Below are 18,724 nucleotides of genomic sequence, written 5' to 3' on the forward strand. Positions count from 1 at the left end.
GGCGATCCGACCAGCCCGAGACATCAGGCCCAATACCATTCGCGGATGTTCCAGCAATTGATGGAGGTGTTGATGTTGGGACGGAAGCCTTGCAGCCCCTCTTTTACGCCCTCCGCAATGAAGCCCTGGAACAGCGGCAGGATCGCAAAATCGTTGCGGATCAGCCTCTGCAGGTCGCCATAAGTGGTCTTGCGCTGGGCGAGTTCGAACTGCTTGGCGCCTTCGGCGAGCAGACGATCCGCCTCCGGGCTTCTGTACTGATAGGTGTTGAAGCCGCGGCCGCCCTTGGCGGGAATGGCGCCGGAGCCGAAGCGCGGCGTCACATCGGGGTCACTGCCGAGCATGAAGTTCACCGACACCAGCACCGAGTTGAACTTCGACTGTTGCCAGAACTCGCCCCAGATCACCGCGGCCGGCATGTTGTTGACGCGCATCGCAGCGCCGATCGCGCGCCAGTCCTGGATCAGGAGCTGCTGGGTCTGCTCGCGGACGGCATTGCCCGACGTCGTCGAGTTGGTGAATTCGAGCTTGACGCCGCCCTTCTCGCGCACGCCGCCGGCGCCGCGAACCCAGCCCGCGGCGTCGAGCAGCGCGTTGGCCTTGGCAGGATCGTATTCGTGCTGCGGCAGGCCCTGCTGGAACGACCAGGCCTGCTGCGGCACGAAGCTCTCGGTCTGCGTCGGCAGACCGTAATAGAGCGCGTCGATGATCGCCTGCTTGTTGATGCCGAGATAGAGCGCCTCGCGCACGGCACGATCAGTGAAAGGGCCAAAATCCAGGTTCGGCGCGATATGCTCTACCGAGGAGGTCGAAGAGACGAAGATCTTGCGGCCCTTCAGCGTCTTTGCCTCCTGCACGAAGTTCGGCAGGATGCCTTGCAGGCCGGTGTAGTCGACCTGACCGGTGCGGAACTGGGTGTAGAGCACGGTGAGATCAGGGATGTATTTGAAGACCACGCGTTCGAGGTACGGCCCCTTGCCATGATAGCCGGTGTGGGCGTTCAGCTGGATATGGTCGCCGGGCACGCGCTCGCCCCAGCGAAACGGGCCGGTCCCGACAGGCGCATTGTGGAACGGTGAGGCATTCGGATCGGACACCTTCTCCAGGATGTGCTTGGGCACGATGAAGGTGAACGACGCCAGGATCGACATATAGGGCGAATAAGGCGACTCCATCCGCCAATGGATCTCGTCGGGCGCCACGACGGTGATGTCCTTGACGAGACTATGGCCGACCCGGCTGCGCGCGCGGAAACCGGGATTGTTGATCAGCTCGATGGAGAATTTGACATCCTCCGCCGTGAACGGCGTGCCGTCGTGCCATTTCACGTCGCTGCGCAGCTTGATCTTCCAGGTCAGGCCGTCGGCCGAGAGGCCGCCATTCTCGATGGTCGGGACTTCGCGGGCGAGGTCGGGAACGAATTTCCCGTCGGGCTCGATGTACCAGAGCGGCGAGAACACCTGCCACCAGATGCCCTGATCGACCTCGATGCCCGGCATCAAGGGATGAAAGACAGTCGGCTCCTGCGACAGCGCCGCGATCACCTGGCCGCGCGGCTTGTCCGGGGGATTGGTAGGACGTTCGGTCTGTGCGAAGGCGTTCCCTGAAAGCGTCCAGCCTGCGGCTGCGCCCGCGCCAAGCTGGAAGAATTGACGGCGATTCGGAATGCCGAGATGCCCTGCCGCAACGCCGAACTTGCCGGTGTTGTCTACCATGACCCACTCTCCGATCCGCACGCGGCACCGTCTCCCGCGCCCCCGAGACCCCGGCAAAGGGACAAGGAGTGGGCTTTAGTGCTTCTAAATTTTTCTGGCAAAAGTTCATCACGACTAAATACAGCTGTCAATCGCATTGCTAGAATGCTCCAGCTTTTCACTCCGATTAACGCCACGGGCGCGACGCCCGAGGGCTGAGATGATGCATGGGAGAGCGACATGGATGGTCGCGGCGATACAAACGGCAGCAAGGACGCTTCGGCGATCGAAGCTGACGATGCGGTCGACCAGCGCCTGGGTGAAACCGTGCGACTGCTGCGTCAGCGCGCCGGCCTGTCGATCCAGGACGTCGCCAACAAGACCGGCCTGTCGACCGGCATGATCAGCCAGCTCGAACGTGCGCGCGCGATGCCGTCGATCCGCACGCTGCGCCTGCTCAGCATCGCGCTCGACGTTCCCATCTCCTATTTCTTCGAGAGCAGCGATCCTGCCGAAGCGCCGCGCTACACCGTGCGCAAGAACGCCAGGCGGCTGCTGCGGCTCACCGCCAGCGGCGTCGTCAAGGAAGCGCTGACGCCGGAAGGCAAAGGCCAGCTCGAGCTCTACGAGCTCACGCTCAATCCCGGCGCCTCCTCCGGCACCGACTTCCTGCAGCACACCGGCGAGAAGGCGGGCTACATCCTCTCGGGCAGCCTGCGGCTGTGGCTCGACAACCAGGCCCATGTGCTGGAAGCCGGCGACAGCTTTCGTTTTCCGAGCATCGTGCCGCACATGTTCGACAACCCGACCCAGCAGGTGGCGCGCGTGATCTGGGTGACGACGCTGTGCCAGACCGACTCGCCGGCGGGTTGAGGCCCGGCATCCAGGCCTGGTGATACGGACCTAGCTCATCCTTCGCCGCAGCGTTGCCGAGGGCGTCTCGCCGAATTTCTCGCGGTAGGCGCCGGCCATCCGGCCGAGATGGGTGAAGCCGAGATCGAAGGCGATCTCGGTGATGGAGGCATCGGGGGCGGCTTGCGCGAGGCGCGCGTGGAGGCCGGCGAGGCGCATGTCGAGCAGCATCTGCGAGATCGACACGCCGAAGTGGCGGCGGAAGCCGAGCTGGAGCGCGCGGATGCCGATGCCGGCCACGCAGGCGAGCTGCGCGAGATCGAGCGGCTCGCCGGCACTGTCTGCCAGATGGTCGCGCGCGGCGCGGAGCGCGCGGGGCAGACGCTCGGCCTGCCCCGAGAACGTTTCAATCGCATCCGACAGGCCATGCCGCTGCCGGTTGAGCAGATGATCGAGCAGCGCTTCGCGCCAATCGGCCATCGCGGCCGGCGAGAGCCGGCCTGATGGCCCGAGGCGCTCGGCGAGCGTCATCAGCTCGGCGAGCCTCGTCTGCAGGGCCCGCCCGGACGGCGCATCCAGCTCGATCACCGGATCGAACTCGACCCTGCCTGCCGCCCTGCCCGACAAGGCCGCGGCGCGCTGCTCGACCATGCGGCGATCGAGCAGCAGGATCGCCTGCGCACAATCGCTCCACATCATCCGGGTCGGAATCGTCGGCGACAGCAGCGACGCGATCCGCCCCGGGGCCGCATCGAGCTCACGACGACCGGCACGAATGCGGGCGCTGCCAGCAAGCGGGACCTGCACCAGGAAGAAGCGCTCGAGGCAGCCCGGATCGATGCTGACCGCTCCGCCATAGGCGACGTAGTTGATGGAGAAACCCTCGAACGCCGCGCAATTGTGCCGGGCCGAGAAGCCGGCCGCGCGCGCCTGTGTCGGCTTGAGATCATGCGGGCAGAAGATGCGCCCGATCTGCTCGGCCGCCTCGTCGACGTCATCAGTGGTGACGCGGGCGAAGGCCGCAAGCCGTTCGGCTGCAGAGGCTGTTGCGCTCATTTCCAGCTCGGCTGCGGACATCGTCGACCATGCTTCGCGCCCGGAATTCCTTTAAGCCTATAATAGTTCCGCGGGGGCGAAAAGGGCGGAGCTCGCAAATTCGTCGTGCTGCATGGCAATAGGTTCATCCGGATTCGTTTAGCGGATAGACAGGCGGTCCGTCCTCGGACGATGCTCCGTCCCCGCCGGAATCCATGAGGAGCAAGCCATGACTGCACTCGAAAAAGGCATCACCGCGAACGGCACAGGCTACGGCGGCAAGAGCTGGAACATCCTTGGCCAGGTCTATTTCCCCAAGGCCGTCACCGACTCCACTTTCGCGTTCGAGACCAACAGCGATCCCGGCCAGTTCGTGCCGGTGCATATCCATCCGACCCAGGACGAGTTCATCCTGGTGCAGGAAGGCACGCTCGATCTCAAGCTCGACGGTCAATGGGTCAAGGCCAATGCCGGCGACCTCGTGCGCATGCCACGCGGCATCCCGCACGGCTATTTCAACAAGTCCGACAAGCCGTGCCGCGCGCTGTTCTGGGTCTCACCGATGCAGAAGCTGGAGGCGCTGTTCAACCAGCTGCACAATCTGACCGACCCGGCCGAGGTCGTGCGCATCTCGGCGCTGCATGAGGTCGACTTCCTGCCGCCTGAGGCCAACGACTAGCCGTCGCCGCTTCCTCCGCTTGCATCTGCTTGCAGCCCCGGCCGGCCGCGCCTTGTGGCCGAACGCGGCCGCTTGCGCGCCAAACACATCGAGCAATCCCATGGTCAGCCCAAAACATGTCTGCGTGATCGGCGCCGGAGTCTCCGGCCTTGCCGCCGCGAAAGCATTCTCCACCCGGGGCCACCGCGTCACCATCGTCGAGCGCAGCTCAGATCTCGGCGGCGTCTGGGAGCCGGCGCGCTCCTACCCCGAGGTGCAGACCCAGAGCCCGAAGGAGCTCTACCGCTACACCGACCGCGCCATGCCGGATGCCTATCCGGAATGGCCGACCGGGCCGCAGGTCCACGCCTACCTCGCCGACTATGCCAAGAGTTTTGGCCTCGAGCGCATGCTGCGGCTCAACACCGAAGTCGCCGGCATGGCGCGCCGTGGCGACGGCAGGCCGGGATGGACGCTTGCCTTGAAGGACAGGAACGGCACGACCACGAGCGAGGATTTCGATTTCGTTGCGGTCTGTACCGGGCAATTCAACGAGCCACGCGAGCTGCATTGCCCCGGCGAGGACGGCTTTCTGGCGCAGGGCGGCCAGATCCTGCACTCGTCGAAATACGGCGATCCGACCCTGGCGAAGGAACGCCGCGTCGTCGTGCTCGGCGGCTCGAAGTCCGCAACTGACATCGCCGTGAATGCGGTGAAGTCGGGCGCCCGCGAGGTCACGATCGTGATGCGCGAGCCGGTCTGGCGCATTCCCTATTTCATCGGCGGTCTCGTGAACTTCAAGCGCATCCTCTACATCCGCGCCCAGGAGGAGATGTTTCCGGGCTGGGGCATCGGCGCGATGGGACGGCTCGCGCACCGCATCGCCGCGCCGCTGGTCTGGGCCAATTGGCGCGGGCTGGAGAGCCTGTTGAAGGCGCAGCTCAAGCTCGGCCGCTGCAAGATGGTGCCGAAGGAGCGCATCGAGGACGGCGTCAACTGCTCGGTGCCCATCGCAACGCCGGGCTTCTACCCGATGGTCGCCGACGGCCGCATCAAGGCCGTGTTCGGCACGTTCGATCATTATGAGGGCGACAGCATCGTGATGAGCGGCGGCGAGCGCGTGGGCGCCGACGTCGCCGTGCTCGCGATCGGCTACAAGCTCGGCGTGCCGTTCCTGCCCGAGGCCTACCGGCAGAAACTGGTCGATGCCGACGGGCAGTACCGGCTCTATCGCCTGATCGCCAATCCGGATCTGCCCGAGCTCGGCTTCGTCGGCTTCAACTCCTCGTTCTGCACCGTGCTCTGCGCTGACCTCGCGGCGAACTGGCTGGTGCGTTATGCCGACGGCCAGCTCGCCAACCAGCCGTCGGCCCAGGCGATGCGCGACAACATCGAGATGATGCTGCACTTCAAGCGCGTCGAGCGCCCGGCCGCGGGCGTCTATGGCGGCCTCTGCGTCGCCCCCTATCACTACCGCCATTTCGACGAGCTGATGGCCGATATCGGCGCGAAGAACCAGAAGACCGGCGGGCTCAAAGGACGCTTCCAACCTCCGGATGCGGATGCTTACGGCAAATTCCTCGCGACGGCGCCGGACTATCGGGCGGCGTGAGAGGAGAATTGCGGCAGCTCGCCTCCGGAGTCTACGATCTCGCTGGCCATCGAATCGACGGGAACCAGCCACAGGATCGGTCATGGGATCGAGACGACTTGCCGCCGCGGCGCTTGCGGCCGTTGCCTTCTTCGTGGCGGCGCCGGTCGATGCGCAGAAGGCACCGTCGCCGCAGCAATCGGCGGCGCTCGCCACTTACGAGCGCGCGCTCGGCGACTTCAAATCCGTGCTCGCCGAGCGGCGGCGCCAGATCGAGGCGAAGCAGCCGCTGCCGAACCTGCCGGGGCAGGCGCTGTATCTCGCACGCGTCGCCGTCATCAGCAGCTACAAGGACTTGACCGACGTCACGCCGTCGCGGATCGGCCGGCCCAACAAGTTCGAGATTCCCCCGGCCTATTTCGACGCCGACATCGAGCCGCTGGTCGAGGAATACGGCAGGCTGTTCGACATCATGGAGGCGCCGCCTGCCGGCGCGCAGAGCTCGCCGACGCCGTTCAAGGACGTCGTCGATCTTGCGGTCGCGATTGCGCGCGCCAAGGGCCTCGCTCCCGAACACGCCGAAGCTGCCGGGCGGATCAGCCTCGGGCTGTTCTTTGCGGAGACCAACGGCAAGCAGAATGTCCGCAATGCACGCTCGAACACCTATATGGGCAGCTTCCAGACAGGCCCCTCCGAAGACCGCAACGGCCGGCGGAAATGGGAGGCCATCAAGAGCGACATCGCCGCGATCGATCCGCACCTGAGCGCGCGCGACGACAAGGAAGAGGCGCGCGCCCGCGGCATCGATCACCGCTTCAACCACTGGACCAATGTGCGCGACGGCCTGATGAACGCGCACGCCGATCTGTTTCGTGAGATCCCGAAAGTCGTGAAGACGCTCCCTGATACGATCGACCAGATGAAGCTGTTCGAGCTGATCCAGATCGTTCCGACCCCGACGCGGTCGGCGCTCAAATCGGGCGATCTCCTGAACTACCGGGTGTCCAGCCCCACGATCATGAAGCACCTGCGCAACAACAGCATCTTTGCCTTCGGACGGGCCGACCGGGCGAAAACCTCGGCAAGCTACCGCGAAATCCTGGCTGCGATGTGGCTGTTCAACCGGAAGTTCGAGAAAGCGATGGCGAAATACGCGGAGATCAGGGCGCGCTGAGGAAGCGGGTTGCAACTGCCAGCGCAGGTTGTAGTCTCGCGGTGGCATCGATCACGCGGACGTTTCCATGCGCATTCTCGTTCTCGGCGGCAGCCAGTTTCTCGGCCGGGCGATCGCAAGCCATGCCTGCGCTGGCGGGCATGACGTGACCTGCGCGGCCCGCGGCCTTGCGGGGCCGATTGCCGCCGGCGCCCGCTTCCTGCGGATCGACCGCGACGTGGCCGACGGACTTGCGCCGCTCGCGGGTGAGACATTCGACGCCGTGGTCGATGTCTCGCGTCATCCCGGCCAGGTCCGTCGCGCAGTCGCCGCGCTGAAGCGGCCGGGCGTGCATTGGACCTTCGTCTCGACGATCAGCGTTTATGCGGACAACCGCATCCCGGGGCAACGCGCCGACTCCGCGCCGCTGCGCGAGCCTGTTGCGGGAGAGATCGAGCACAGCACCGAGGCGATCTACGGCGCAGCCAAGGTCGCCTGCGAACAGGCGGTCGGCGATGACGCCTTCATCTGCCGCGCCGGACTGATCGCAGGGCCCGAGGACCCGACCGGACGGTTCGCCTACTGGCCGGCGCGGCTTGCGCGCGGCGGCGAGGTGCTGGCGCCGGGATCGCCGGAGGATGCGGTCCAGTTCATCGACGTGCGCGATCTCGCGCAATGGATCGTGCATGCGGCAGAGAGCGGTCTCACCGGCATCTATGACGGGATTGGGCCGATCCGCACGCGCGGCGGATTCCTGAGCGAATGCGCATCCGCGCTGAACGCGTCCTGCACCTTCACCTGGATCGATCGCGCCTTTCTGGAAGCGCATGACGTCAGGCGTTGGGCGGGCCCGCGGTCCTTACCGATGTGGCTGCCATTGCCTGATTACGCCGGCTTCCTGACGCGCGATACCTCGCCGGCACGCGCGGCCGGCCTGACCTCGCGACCGCCGGGAGACACCGCGCGCGATACGCTTGATTGGCTCAACGCCGTCAACGGGCCCGTCGTCGGTCTCACTGCCGAAGACGAGAAGGATGTGCTCGCGGCGTGGCATGCGCGCCAGCTCTAGGTGCGGACGGGCCAATCGTTCGCCGGTGAAAAGCGCCTTGTCGTGACAAATCTGTCAAAGGCCACACTGCCGTTTTCGGTGCAAGACCCGTGACCGCCATGGCTATGGTGTTCCACGACTGCCCGTTTGTTGGTAGCCTGCCGCACCGACAGACAGCAATCGGGGACCACCGAATGAGCCGCGCAAATCCCCCATCTCCCGCACGACGCAATGGAGCAGCGAGGAAACATATCGGTCGGGCACTCGCCGCAACCGCGGCATTGGCTGTGCTCGCCGGCTGCGAGGACAAGAACACGTTCGTGGCGCCGCCGCCGCCCAAGGTCGACATCGCGACGCCGGTGCAGCGTCCGGTGACGCGCTACATCGAGGCGACCGGCAACACGGCACCGATCAAGAGCGTCGATCTCGTCGCGCGCGTGCAGGGCTTTCTGCAAACGATCGACTATCAGGACGGCACATTCGTGAAGCAGGGCGCCCAGCTGTTCACGATAGAGCCTGAGACCTACAAGCTCAAGCTCGAGCAGGCGCAGGCGGCCGAAGTCGGCGCGCAGGCCTCGCTCCGGCAGGCGGAGGCCGACTACAAGCGACAGGCCGAGCTGGTGCAGCGCCAGGCGGTCTCGCAAGCCACGCTCGACACCTCGACCTCGAACCGCGACAACGCCCAGGCCAATCTGCAGCAGGCCCAGGCCAACACCAAGCTCGCCGAAGTCAATTACGGCTACACCAAGGTCACGGCACCGTTCGACGGCATCGTCAGCGCGCACATGGTCTCGATCGGCGAGCTCGTCGGCGTCTCCTCGCCGACCCAGCTCGCCACCATCGTGGCGATGGACCCGATCTATGTGAACTTCACCGTCAACGAGCAGGACGTGCTGCGCATCCGCGCCGAGGCGACCCGTCGCGGACTGACGCCCGCGGACATGAAGCACTTCCCGATTCAAGTGGGGCTGCAGACCGATACCGGCTACCCTCATGAGGGCAAGCTCGACTACGTCTCGCCGACCCTCAACCAGTCGACCGGCACGCTGGCCGTGCGCGGCCTCGTTCCCAACGACAAGCGGGTGCTGCTGCCTGGCTATTTCGTCCGGGTCCGCGTGCCCTTCGACCAGGAGAAGAGCGCCCTGCTCGTTCCCGACACCGCGCTCGGCAGCGACCAGGGCGGCCGCTATCTCCTCGTCGTCAACAGCGACAACGTCGTTGAGCAGCGCAAGGTACAGATCGGCCCGGTCGACAACGGCCTGCGCGTGATCGAGAGCGGCCTGAAGCCAGAGGATCGCGTCGTGACCGCGGGGCTCTTGCGCGTCATCCCGGGCCAGAAGATCGACCCGCAGGTGACGAAGATCGAGCAGACGCAGGCCTCGAGCAAGTAGGGGCTGCCAGCCATGATCTCAAAGTTCTTCATCGAGCGGCCTGTCCTCTCGAACGTCATCGCGCTGTTGATGATCCTGATCGGCGGCGTCGCGCTGTTCAATCTGGCCATCGCGCAATATCCCGACGTGGTGCCACCGACCGTGCAGGTCACCACGCGCTATCCCGGCGCCAGCGCCAAGACCGTGATCGATACCGTGGCGCTGCCGATCGAGCAGCAGGTCAACGGCGTCGAGGACATGCTCTACATGCAGTCCTACAGCGGCTCCGACGGCACCTACACGCTGACCGTGACCTTCAAGATCGGCACCGACCTCAACTTCGCGCAGGTGCTGGTGCAGAACCGCGTCTCCAGCGCATTGTCGCAATTGCCGCAAGCCGTGCAGAACCAGGGCGTCACCGTGCAGAAGCGGTCGACCTCGATCCTGCTGTTCGTGACGCTCACCTCGCCGGATGCGAGGTACGACAGCCTCTACTTGAGCAACTACGCCACCATCAACATCCGCGACGAGCTCTCGCGCCTGCCCGGCGTCGGCAACGTCACCGTATTCGGCGCCGGGCAATACTCGATGCGGATCTGGCTCGATCCCAACAAGCTGCAGGTGCGTGGCCTGGTGCCGCAGGACGTGATCCAGGCAATCCAGCAGCAGAGCCAGCAGGTCGCCGCCGGTCAGGTCGGCGCGCCGCCGACGCCGCCGGGACAAGCGTTCCAGTACACGCTGAACGTCAACGGACGGCTCGACGATTCCGGCCAGTTCGAGAACATCATCGTCAAGACGGGCACGAGCGGCGACGTCACGCGGGTGCGCGACGTCGGCTGGGTCGAACTCGGCGCGCAGACCTACAGCCAGATCTTCTCGCTCAACAAGCAGCCCGCGGTCGGCATCGGCGTGTTCCAGTCGCCGGGCGCCAACGCGCTGCAGGTCGAGCAGGCCGTCGAGAAGAAGATGGCGGAGCTCGCCAAGCGCTTCCCCGAAGGCATCAAGTACGACACGCCGTTCGACACCACCAAGTTCGTCGAGGCCTCGGTGCACGAGGTCTATATGACCCTGATCGAGGCCGGCCTGCTGGTGCTGGTCGTGATCCTCATCTTCCTGCAGGACTGGCGCGCGATGCTGGTGCCGGCGACGACCGTGCCTGTCACCATCATCGGCGCCTTCGCCGCGATGGCGGCACTCGGCTTCACCATCAACATGTCGACGCTGTTTGCGATCGTGCTCGCGATAGGCATCGTGGTCGACGACGCCATCGTCGTGGTCGAGGGCGCCGCCCACAACATCGAACAGGGCATGAACGGCCACGACGCCGCGATCCGCGCGATGGACCAGCTGTTCGCGCCGATCGTCGGCATCACGCTGGTGCTGATCTCGGTGTTCCTGCCCGCTTCGTTCCTCGCCGGACTGACCGGGCGCATCTACTCGCAATTCGCGCTGGTGATCGCCGCGACCGCCCTGCTCTCCGCCATCAACGCCGCGACCTTGAAGCCGACGCAATGCGCGCTGTGGCTGCGGCCGGCCGTGCCGCCGGAGCAGCGCAATTTCTTCTATCGGGGCTTCAATGCGGTCTACAACCGCGTCGAGCGCGGTTACACAAGGCTGATCACGTTCCTCGTGAAGCACGCCACCATCTCGGTCGCGTTCGCACTGCTGATCATCGCCGCCAGCGGCTATGGCCTGTCGCGGGTGCCGACCGGCTTCCTGCCGATCGAGGACCAGGGCTATCTGATCGCCGCGGTGCAGCTGCCCGACGGCGCCGCGCTGGAGCGGACGCAGGCCGTGCTCGACAAAGCGAGCGGGCTGATCAAGGACACGCCCGGCGTGGCGCAGGTCATCACCATCGCCGGCATCTCCGCGCTCGACAACAGCGCCAGCCTCGCCAATGCCGGTGTCGCCTACATCATCCTGAAGGATTGGGACGCGCGTAAAGGGCCCGGTGAGGATCTGCGCTCGCTGGTCTTTGGCCTGAACGACAAGCTCGCTGATATCATGGAGGCGCGCACCATCGTGTTGCCGCCGCCGCCGATCCAGGGCATCGGCAACGCCGCCGGCTTCTCGATGCAGGTCGAGCTGCGCGACGGCAACAGCGATTTCGCCAAGCTGCAGGCCATCACCGGCGCGATGGTCACCAACGCTCAAAGCCAGAGCGCGCTGCAGCGCGTGCAGTCCTCGTTCCGCTCCTCGGTGCCGCAATTCAACGTCGAGATCGACCGCGTCAAGACTCAGACGCTTCATGTCACCACGGATCAGGTGTTCTCGGCGCTGTCGACCTATCTCGGCTCTTCCTATGTCAACCAGTTCAACAAGTTCGGCCGCGTGTTCCAGGTCTATACGCAAGCCGATCCCGCCTTCCGCGTCACCGAGCGCGACATCGCCAACATGCAGGTGCGCAACTCGAACGGCGACATGATCCCGCTCGGCACCGTCGCCCAGATCACGCCGGCCACGGGGCCGTCGCTGATCAGCCTCTACAATCTCTATCCGTCGTCGACCGTGATCGGCCTGCCGGCGCAGGGCTATTCGTCGGGCCAATCGCTGAAGCTGATGGAGGAGATCGCGGACAAGACGTTGCCGCCGGGCACCGGCTATGAATGGACCGCGATGTCGTATCAGGAGAAGGCGGTCTCGAACCAGATCTACTGGGTGTTCGGGCTCGCCATGCTGCTGGTCTATCTCGTGCTCGCCGGCCAGTACGAGAGCTGGTACGCGCCGATCTCGGTGATTCTCGCCGTGCCGCTGTCGCTGCTCGGGCCGATGCTGATCCTCTCCGCCCTCAAGATCGACAACAACCTCTATTGCCAGATCGGCCTGATCCTCCTGATCGCGCTGTCGGCCAAGAACGCCATCCTGATCGTCGAGGTCGGGCTCGAGCTGCACGGCCGCGACGGCAAGCCGATCATCGAATCCGCGATCGAGGCCGCGCGCGCCCGCTTCCGGCCGATCCTGATGACCTCGTTCGCCTTCATCCTCGGCGTCGTCCCGCTGGTGCTCGCCACCGGCGCCGGCGCCAGCGCGCGCAAGTCGATCGGCATCACCGTGTTCTCGGGCATGCTGGCCTCGACCTGCCTTGCGGTGCTGTTCGTGCCGGCCTTCTTCGTCGTGGTGCAGCGTTTCGAGAACTGGCGGTCGTCGAAGAAGAAGCCGCAGGCGGTGGCGGAGGTGAAGCCTTAACTTCTCTTCGTCCGCTCAAAACAAGAAGTGCGAAAAACAACCCCATGCACAGTAGGGATGGGGTTGAAAAGGCTTACAAAAATTTCTGTTTCGCCGAAACGACTTGTGTCGTCGGGCAAAACAGGGGCATAATGGCATCATCGGCGGCATTTCGAGGGTGCCTCCTCATCCTCAAGGGCTCCTCGCAATGACGGTGGAGAGAGTCTCCCTCACACCACCTGCGGCGTGCGGATCTCGCGCGGCAGGATCAGCGCGGCGGCGATCGCGAGCAGGCAGAGGGCGGCGAAGGCGTGCAGCATGGTGACGAAGCCGCCCCGCTCATAGAGCCAGGCGACCAGACCGACGGAGGCGCCAGCCGCGGTGAAACCGACGAAATAGCGCACGGCATAGGCGCGCGAACGCCACTCTTCCGTGGTGTATTTGCCGACCATGGCATCGTTCACCGTGACCTGTCCGAACGCGCCCATGACGATGCCGATCGACACCAGGATCAGCGGAAGATTGTTCAGGCTCGCGGCGAGATACAGGAACGGCGCCAGCATGAAGGACAGCGGCAGCGCCACTGTCTTCAGGGAGTAGCGGTCGAGCAGCCGGCCGATCGTGTACTGCGTCATCGCGCCGAACACGTAGACGCCGGCGGCGATGACCCCGAGCAGCGCCGGGCTCTTGGTCAGGTCGGCAAGGCGTTCGGCGAACAGCTTTGGCAGCGCCACGGTGACGGCGTTGAAGGTCGTGGAGATCGCGATCACCACGATCAGCAGCGCCAGGATCACACGCCACATGTCCTGCCTGGCCACCCGCGCCTGCGCCGCCGCTTGCTTCGAGCCCTTGCGGTCCTCATGCACGACGCTCAGCGCGAAGGCAATGCCGATCAGGACCGTAACCGCGCCAGGAACGATGAACGCAAAACGCCAGCCGAGATATTGGCCGATCACGCCGGTGACCAGGGCCGACGACGCCACGCCGAGATTGCCCCAGACGCCATTGATGCCCATCTCGCGGCCGAGCCGGTCGGCGTAGGACACGATCATGGCGGTGCCGACGGGATGATAGATCGACGCAAAGATGCCGATCGCAAGCAGCGCCGCGCCGAGCTGCACGGGGGTCTGCACGAAGCCGACCGCGATCATCGAAAGGCCGATGCCGACGAAGAAGATCAGCATCATGTGGCGGCGGCTCCAGCGATCGCCCAGCCAGCCGGTGAGCAGCGAGCCGGCGCCGAAAGCAACGAAGCCCGGCGTCGCGTAGGGCAAGAGTTCCGAATAGGCCATGCCGAGCGCCGGGCCCATGATGATGACAGCGGCGGCGAAGATCAGCATCGAATAATGGTCGATGAAATGACCTGCGTTGACGAAACCGATGACCCGACTGGGGCTGTTCATTCCCGAATCCTCTCCTGCTCCGAAATGAGTTATATGTCCTCCCCATGACGGGATGCTGCCAATGACTGTCTTGGAAACGCCAATCCTGCGGGAGGTCCGGAGCAACCACCGCTCGCCCGCGGGCGTGCACCTGGTCGCCCGCGACTATCCCAAGGGGATGCGGATCGATCTGCACATGCACCGCGAGGCGCAGCTGATCTATGCGGCAAAGGGCACGATGCAGGTGACGACGCCCGCCGGACGCTGGCTGGTGCCGCCGGACCGCGCGGTCTGGGTGCCGGCCGGGCTCGAGCATGCCATCGACCTGCTGGCCGACATCGAGATGCGCACGCTGTATTTCGACCTGTCCTGGCTGAAGCGCGAGCAGCGCTATGACGGCCTGACCAGGGAATTCGTGGTGCGGGTGTCGCCGCTGCTCAATCAGGCGATTCTCGCGCTGTTCGACGGGCGCAACACCGAAGAGCGCACCGAGCTCCTGGTGCGCCTGGTGATGCTGGAATTGCACCAGGCCGAGGATTCCGCGACCTTCGTGCCGCTGCCGCGCGAAGCGCGCTGCCGCCGCGCGGCGATGATCGTGCTCGACGATCCCACCGGCCTGCACGACATCGACACGCTGGCGCGCGCGGTCGGAACCTCCGCGCGTACGCTGTCGCGGCTGTTTTCGAGCGAGACGCAGCTGAGCTTCAAGAGCTGGTGCCAGCGCGCGAGGATTGCGGCGGCGATCGAGCGGATATCGACGGATGCGAGCGTGTCGGTGAAGCAGCTCGCGACCCAGCTCGGCTATGCCAGCGTGCCGGCGTTCTCGGCCGCATTCCGCCAGGTGACGGGTCGGACGCCGACGGAGTTTGCAACACACGCGGTGTCGTCGCCCGGCTTGACCGGGCGACCCAGTACGCCGAGACGGCTCGGCTAGAATCGAGAAGCTGCGGCGTACTGGATGCCCCGGTCAAGCCGGGGCATGACAGCGCGTTGGAATGAGCACTGCCCGGCATATCATCGACCCGTTCCGGCATGCCCTCATTCTCCAAACGCACGGCGGAGCGAAAGATGCCGCATTCGCCTGCTTGATTGTGATCGGCTTGCACCCAAATCCCGTGTAAGCTTGCCGCATCGCACAGACCTGATACGAAAGCCCCGATGGCCAACGCCTTCTTCTCCGACCTGCTTGCCACCATCTCCGAGCGCGGCCGCACGTTGCTTCGCCGGGGGGACGCCGCCGATACCAAGCATGATGCCGACGGACTGCTCGAGCTCTGCGATGCGCTGCTGTCGGGCCGGGGCGAAGCCTCGGGCACGGCGATGGCGCGCGAGGTGCTCGACATCTACCGGGAGCTGGACGCTGCGGGACGCCGCGCCTTCTTCGAGGGATTGGTGCGCGATTTCGGTCCCGACCGGGAGCGCCTGTCCAAGGCGATCGAGACATGGCGGGCCGCGCCCAGCGACGAGGACGCAAGCTCGCTGCACTTCGCTTCCGAGCCGCGCCGGCAGGAGCTGATCCGGCGGCTCAACCGCGCGCCCGGCGGTACCGGCGATCTCGTCAACATGCGCGCCGATCTGCTCGGCATGATGAACGGGCACACCGATCTCGCCGCGCTCGACCGCGACGTCTCGCATCTTCTTTCTTCGTGGTTCAATAGGGGGTTTCTCGTGCTGCGCAGGATCGACTGGTCGACGCCGGCCAACATCCTCGAAAAGATCATCCGTTATGAGGCCGTGCACGAGATCTCGGACTGGGATGATCTGCGCCGCCGCATCGATCCGGTCGACCGGCGCTGCTACGCCTTCTTCCATCCTGCGATGGTGGACGAGCCCTTGATCTTCGTCGAGGTGGCGCTGACCGAGACGATCCCCGGCGCGATCCAGCCCCTGCTCGCAGTCGACCGCCAGCACCTGCCGATCGAGCGCGCGCGCACCGCCGTGTTCTATTCGATCTCCAACACCCAGCGCGGCCTAGGCGGCATCTCCTTCGGCAGCTTCCTGATCAAGCAGGTGGTGGAAGAGCTGCGCCGCGAGTTGCCGAAGCTCGACACCTTCGTCACGCTGTCGCCGGTGCCGGGCTTCATGGCCTGGGTTAAGCAGGACAAGGATCTGCCGCTGTCGGACGAGGACCGCGAGGTGCTGAGGCGCCTCGACGATCCCAGATGGTTCGAGAGCCCGGAGACGGCGGCGCTGCTCCGCGCCGTGCTGGAGCCGCTCGCGGCGCACTATTTCCTCAAGGCGCGCACGCCGAAGGGCAAGCTGATCGATTCCGTCGCCCGCTTCCATCTCGGCAACGGCGCTCGGCTGGAGCGCATCAACTGGCTGGGCGACCTCTCGCCCAAGGGAATGCGCGAGTCCGCCGGCCTCATGGTCAACTACCTCTACCGCCTCGACGACATCGAGAAGAACCACGAGGCCTATGCCAATGACGGCGAGGTCGTGGCGTCGAGCGCGGTGAAGAAGCTGCTGAAGGGCGAAGGGCGAAGGCTGCTGGATATGCGGCTGTCGTAGGGGGCATACTCAGTCGTCGTCCCGGACAAGCGAAGCGCAGGTCCGGGACCCATAATCACAGGCAGATGTGGTTACGGGGACTCGGAGTTTCCAGTTCGCGCAACGACTCCTCCCTGGGGTTATGGGTCCCCGCCTTCGCGGGGACGACACCGATGTTGGCGCAACCGTTGCGGTCCAATCGCTCACCACCCCTACTCCGCCAGCGCTTTCATCTCCTTGTACAGATCGGACTTGCCTTCGAAGCCGATGCCTGCAAGCTCGGGCATGGTAATGTGGCCGTTCTCGACGCGGACGCCGTCGGGGAAGCCGCCATAGGGCTGGAACAGGTCGGGATAGCTTTCGTTGCCGCCTAAGCCGAGGCCGGCGGCGATGTTGAGCGACATCTGGTGGCCGCCGTGCGGGATGCAGCGGCTCGGCGACCAGCCGTGGGTCTTCAGCACCTCCAGCGTGCGCTGGTATTCGCACAGGCCATAGGACAAGGCGCAATCGAATTGCAGCCAGTCGCGGTCGGGGCGCATGCCGCCGTAGCGGATCAGATTGCGGGCGTCCTGATGGCTGAACAGGTTCTCGCCCGTCGCCATCGGGCCCGGATAGAATTCGGCGAGCGCGGCCTGCAGCGCGTAGTCGAGAGGATCGCCGGCTTCCTCGTACCAGAACAAGGGATAGTCACGCAGCATCTTGGCGTAGGCGATGGCGGTCTCCAGGTTGAAGCGGCCGTTAGCATCGACGGCGAGCTGCGCGTCCTTGCCGATTTCCTTCAGCACTGCCTCGATGCGCCTGCGGTCCTCGTCGATATCAGCGCCGCCGATCTTCATCTTGACGACATTGTAGCCACGATCGAGATAGCCGCGCATCTCGGCCCGCAGCATCGAGAGATCCTTGCCGGGATAATAGTAGCCGCCCGCGGCGTAGACGAAGACGCGCGGATTGGCTTTGACGCCGTGGCGTTCGGCGAGCAGACGGAACAGCGGCTTGCCCGCGATCTTCGCCACCGCGTCCCACACCGCCATGTCGATGGTGCCGACCGCGACCGAGCGCTCGCCGTGGCCGCCCGGCTTCTCGTTGGTCATCATCGCGGCCCAGACCTTGTCGGGGTCGAGATTGTCGCCGGTGCTATCCAGCAGCGACTTGGGATCAGCTTCCGTGATGCGCGCGGCAAAGCGCTCGCGGATCAGGCCGCCCTGCCCGTAACGGCCGTTGGAGTTGAAGCCGTAGCCGACGACGCGCTTGCCGTCGCGGACCACGTTGGTGACGACGGCGACGAGGCTGGTCGTCATCTTCGTAAAGTCGATATAGGCGTTGCGGATTGGCGAAGAGATCGGCTTTGTAATTTCGCGGACGTCGACGATGCGGACGGACATGGGGTGGGCCTTCAGTGGTTATTATCGTCATTGCGAGGAGCGAATCGACGAAGCAATCCAGACTGCCTCGGCGGAAAGATCCTGGATTGCTTCGCTGCGCTCGCAATGACGAGGAGAGAGTGCGCGCTCCTCGCAATGACGAGGAGCGAACGGCGCGCGCTCAGGTCAAGCCTATTTCTTATCCCTGAAATACGGCTCCACCGGACCGTGCACCTTGATGGTCAGCGGGTTGCCGTGGCGGTCCTTGGCGTTCCCTGCGGTGACGCGGACCCAGCCTTCGCTGATGCAGTACTCCTCGACATTGGTCTTCTCGATGCCCTTGAAGCGGATGCCGACGTCGCGCGACAGGATCTCCGCGTTGTAATAGGGGCTGTTCGGGTCGACCGACAGGCGGTCCGGAAATTCGTCGCTCATGATTGTCTCGCTCACAACATTGTTTCGATTTGATTGCGCAATCCTTCGGGCCGGGCGGTCGGCGCGTAGCGCGCGACCACGCGGCCCTCACGGTTCACCAGGAATTTGGTGAAATTCCATTTGATGGCGGCGCCGAGAAGCCCGGATTGCTGGCGTTTCAGGTACTCGTACAGAGGATGCGCCTTCGGCCCGTTGACGTCGATCTTCTCGAACAGGGGGAAGGTGACGTCGTAATGGGTCGAGCAGAATTCCTGGATCTCGCTCGCCTGCCCTGGCTCCTGCGCGCCGAACTGGTTGCAGGGAAAGCCGAGCACCGAGAAGCCGCGGGGAGAGAGGTCGCGATGGAGATCCTCGAGGCCGCGATATTGCGGCGTGAAACCGCATTTGCTCGCGGTGTTGACGATCAAGAGCACCTGCCCCTCGAAACGCCGCAGGGCGACCTCCTCGCCGGCCAGCGAGTTGGCCTTGAAGTCGTAGATGGCGGTCATCG

15 protein-coding genes are annotated in these 18,724 nt (G+C 65.0%); 9 read left to right on the forward strand and 6 right to left on the reverse strand.

Annotation, left to right across the window (positions count from 1 at the left end):
• Positions 1–23: 23 nt before the first annotated feature.
• Complete coding sequence (locus I6F17_RS02710) at positions 24–1,715, reverse strand: peptide ABC transporter substrate-binding protein (RefSeq protein ID WP_225124012.1); 1,692 nt, start codon at positions 1,713–1,715, stop codon at positions 24–26.
• A gap of 219 nt (positions 1,716–1,934) precedes the next feature.
• Here I6F17_RS02710 and I6F17_RS02715 point away from each other — a divergent pair, with 219 nt between their 5' ends.
• Positions 1,935–2,567 (forward strand): cupin domain-containing protein, encoded by a 633-nt coding sequence (locus I6F17_RS02715; RefSeq protein WP_225124011.1) that lies wholly within the window; start codon positions 1,935–1,937, stop codon positions 2,565–2,567.
• 30 nt (positions 2,568–2,597) lie between these two features.
• On the opposite strand, the gene I6F17_RS02720 is transcribed toward I6F17_RS02715, so the two are convergent.
• Positions 2,598–3,623: an AraC family transcriptional regulator gene (locus I6F17_RS02720; RefSeq protein ID WP_225124010.1), complete on the reverse strand. Its 1,026-nt coding sequence runs from the start codon at positions 3,621–3,623 to the stop codon at positions 2,598–2,600.
• A gap of 187 nt (positions 3,624–3,810) precedes the next feature.
• Between I6F17_RS02720 and I6F17_RS02725 the strand changes: the two genes are divergently transcribed.
• The 6 genes from I6F17_RS02725 (at position 3,811) to I6F17_RS02750 (ending at position 12,587) form a co-directional block, all read left to right on the forward strand.
• Complete coding sequence (locus I6F17_RS02725) at positions 3,811–4,260, forward strand: cupin domain-containing protein (protein WP_036042217.1); 450 nt, start codon at positions 3,811–3,813, stop codon at positions 4,258–4,260.
• A 100-nt stretch (positions 4,261–4,360) separates the two neighbouring features.
• Positions 4,361–5,851: an NAD(P)/FAD-dependent oxidoreductase gene (locus I6F17_RS02730; protein ID WP_225124009.1), complete on the forward strand. Its 1,491-nt coding sequence runs from the start codon at positions 4,361–4,363 to the stop codon at positions 5,849–5,851.
• Positions 5,852–5,933: 82 nt separating this feature from the next.
• Positions 5,934–7,004, forward strand: coding sequence for a hypothetical protein (locus tag I6F17_RS02735; RefSeq protein WP_225124008.1), 1,071 nt, complete (start codon positions 5,934–5,936; stop codon positions 7,002–7,004).
• Positions 7,005–7,071: 67 nt separating this feature from the next.
• The gene (locus I6F17_RS02740) at positions 7,072–8,052 is read left to right on the forward strand and encodes an NAD-dependent epimerase/dehydratase family protein (RefSeq protein ID WP_225124007.1); all 981 of its coding nucleotides are present in this window, start codon (positions 7,072–7,074) and stop codon (positions 8,050–8,052) included.
• Positions 8,053–8,225: 173 nt separating this feature from the next.
• On the forward strand, positions 8,226–9,422 hold the full coding sequence (locus I6F17_RS02745; protein WP_225124006.1) for an efflux RND transporter periplasmic adaptor subunit: 1,197 nt from the start codon (positions 8,226–8,228) through the stop codon (positions 9,420–9,422).
• Positions 9,423–9,434: 12 nt separating this feature from the next.
• On the forward strand, positions 9,435–12,587 hold the full coding sequence (locus I6F17_RS02750; RefSeq protein ID WP_225124005.1) for a multidrug efflux RND transporter permease subunit: 3,153 nt from the start codon (positions 9,435–9,437) through the stop codon (positions 12,585–12,587).
• A gap of 209 nt (positions 12,588–12,796) precedes the next feature.
• Here I6F17_RS02750 and I6F17_RS02755 read toward each other — a convergent pair whose 3' ends face one another.
• Complete coding sequence (locus tag I6F17_RS02755; protein WP_225124004.1) at positions 12,797–13,969, reverse strand: MFS transporter; 1,173 nt, start codon at positions 13,967–13,969, stop codon at positions 12,797–12,799.
• A 61-nt stretch (positions 13,970–14,030) separates the two neighbouring features.
• On the opposite strand from I6F17_RS02755, the gene I6F17_RS02760 reads away from it, so the two are divergent.
• A complete protein-coding gene (locus I6F17_RS02760; protein WP_225124003.1) occupies positions 14,031–14,882 on the forward strand; it encodes a helix-turn-helix transcriptional regulator in 852 nt (283 codons plus the stop codon).
• Between the two features lie 224 nt (positions 14,883–15,106).
• Entirely contained in the window at positions 15,107–16,459 is a 1,353-nt protein-coding gene (locus I6F17_RS02765; RefSeq protein ID WP_225124002.1) for a malonyl-CoA decarboxylase, read from the forward strand.
• Positions 16,460–16,650: 191 nt separating this feature from the next.
• Here the strand turns inward: I6F17_RS02765 and tarD are convergent, their stop codons facing one another.
• From tarD to I6F17_RS02780, 3 genes are all read right to left on the reverse strand, one after another.
• Positions 16,651–17,820 carry a D(-)-tartrate dehydratase gene (gene tarD / locus I6F17_RS02770; RefSeq protein WP_225124001.1) on the reverse strand — a complete coding sequence of 390 codons (1,170 nt, stop codon included), beginning with the start codon at positions 17,818–17,820 and terminating at the stop codon, positions 16,651–16,653.
• A 171-nt stretch (positions 17,821–17,991) separates the two neighbouring features.
• The gene (locus I6F17_RS02775; RefSeq protein ID WP_036007363.1) at positions 17,992–18,234 is read right to left on the reverse strand and encodes a DUF3297 family protein; all 243 of its coding nucleotides are present in this window, start codon (positions 18,232–18,234) and stop codon (positions 17,992–17,994) included.
• Positions 18,235–18,245: 11 nt separating this feature from the next.
• Complete coding sequence (locus tag I6F17_RS02780; RefSeq protein WP_225124000.1) at positions 18,246–18,722, reverse strand: glutathione peroxidase; 477 nt, start codon at positions 18,720–18,722, stop codon at positions 18,246–18,248.
• Positions 18,723–18,724: the final 2 nt, after the last annotated feature.

Source organism: Bradyrhizobium sp. NBAIM18, assembly GCF_020193825.1.
GTDB lineage: Bacteria > Pseudomonadota > Alphaproteobacteria > Rhizobiales > Xanthobacteraceae > Bradyrhizobium > Bradyrhizobium yuanmingense.

Excerpts from the sequence above, each read along its gene's own strand:
- I6F17_RS02760 (WP_225124003.1), top strand. The coding sequence starts at position 14,031 with ATGACTGTCTTGGAAACGCCAATCCTGCGGGAGGTCCGGAGCAACCAC.
- I6F17_RS02735 (WP_225124008.1), top strand. The coding sequence starts at position 5,934 with ATGGGATCGAGACGACTTGCCGCCGCGGCGCTTGCGGCCGTTGCCTTC.
- I6F17_RS02755 (WP_225124004.1), bottom strand. The coding sequence starts at position 13,969 with ATGAACAGCCCCAGTCGGGTCATCGGTTTCGTCAACGCAGGTCATTTC.
- I6F17_RS02745 (WP_225124006.1), top strand. The coding sequence starts at position 8,226 with ATGAGCCGCGCAAATCCCCCATCTCCCGCACGACGCAATGGAGCAGCG.
- tarD (WP_225124001.1), bottom strand. The coding sequence starts at position 17,820 with ATGTCCGTCCGCATCGTCGACGTCCGCGAAATTACAAAGCCGATCTCT.
- I6F17_RS02715 (WP_225124011.1), top strand. The coding sequence starts at position 1,935 with ATGGATGGTCGCGGCGATACAAACGGCAGCAAGGACGCTTCGGCGATC.
- I6F17_RS02780 (WP_225124000.1), bottom strand. The coding sequence starts at position 18,722 with ATGACCGCCATCTACGACTTCAAGGCCAACTCGCTGGCCGGCGAGGAG.
- I6F17_RS02740 (WP_225124007.1), top strand. The coding sequence starts at position 7,072 with ATGCGCATTCTCGTTCTCGGCGGCAGCCAGTTTCTCGGCCGGGCGATC.
- I6F17_RS02775 (WP_036007363.1), bottom strand. The coding sequence starts at position 18,234 with ATGAGCGACGAATTTCCGGACCGCCTGTCGGTCGACCCGAACAGCCCC.
- I6F17_RS02720 (WP_225124010.1), bottom strand. The coding sequence starts at position 3,623 with ATGTCCGCAGCCGAGCTGGAAATGAGCGCAACAGCCTCTGCAGCCGAA.
- I6F17_RS02750 (WP_225124005.1), top strand. The coding sequence starts at position 9,435 with ATGATCTCAAAGTTCTTCATCGAGCGGCCTGTCCTCTCGAACGTCATC.
- I6F17_RS02765 (WP_225124002.1), top strand. The coding sequence starts at position 15,107 with ATGGCCAACGCCTTCTTCTCCGACCTGCTTGCCACCATCTCCGAGCGC.
- I6F17_RS02730 (WP_225124009.1), top strand. The coding sequence starts at position 4,361 with ATGGTCAGCCCAAAACATGTCTGCGTGATCGGCGCCGGAGTCTCCGGC.
- I6F17_RS02725 (WP_036042217.1), top strand. The coding sequence starts at position 3,811 with ATGACTGCACTCGAAAAAGGCATCACCGCGAACGGCACAGGCTACGGC.
- I6F17_RS02710 (WP_225124012.1), bottom strand. The coding sequence starts at position 1,715 with ATGGTAGACAACACCGGCAAGTTCGGCGTTGCGGCAGGGCATCTCGGC.